The sequence below is a fragment of the Bacillus sp. SIMBA_026 genome, assembly GCF_046535335.1.
GTDB lineage: Bacteria > Bacillota > Bacilli > Bacillales > Bacillaceae > Bacillus > Bacillus velezensis.
On the sequence record NZ_JAWRWX010000369.1, the window covers coordinates 1 to 248 of the forward strand.

2 tRNA genes are annotated in these 248 nt (G+C 57.7%); both read left to right on the forward strand.

From position 1 onward, the window contains the following. Positions 1-79 precede the first annotated feature (79 nt). A tRNA-Ala gene (locus tag SB847_RS21840) sits at positions 80-152 on the forward strand. Between the two features lie 20 nt (positions 153-172). Further along, positions 173-246: transfer RNA gene (locus tag SB847_RS21845), tRNA-Met, on the forward strand. Positions 247-248: the final 2 nt, after the last annotated feature.

The following is a 248-nucleotide window of genomic DNA, read 5'->3' on the forward strand; positions in this document are numbered from 1 at the left end:
GGAAGTAGCTCAGCTTGGTAGAGCACATGGTTTGGGACCATGGGGTCGCAGGTTCGAATCCTGTCTTCCCGACCATTTTGGGGCCTTAGCTCAGCTGGGAGAGCGCCTGCTTTGCACGCAGGAGGTCAGCGGTTCGATCCCGCTAGGCTCCACTTGATTTTAATTGTTTTTTGGCGGTGTAGCTCAGCTGGCTAGAGCGTACGGTTCATACCCGTGAGGTCGGGGGTTCGATCCCCTCCGCCGCTACC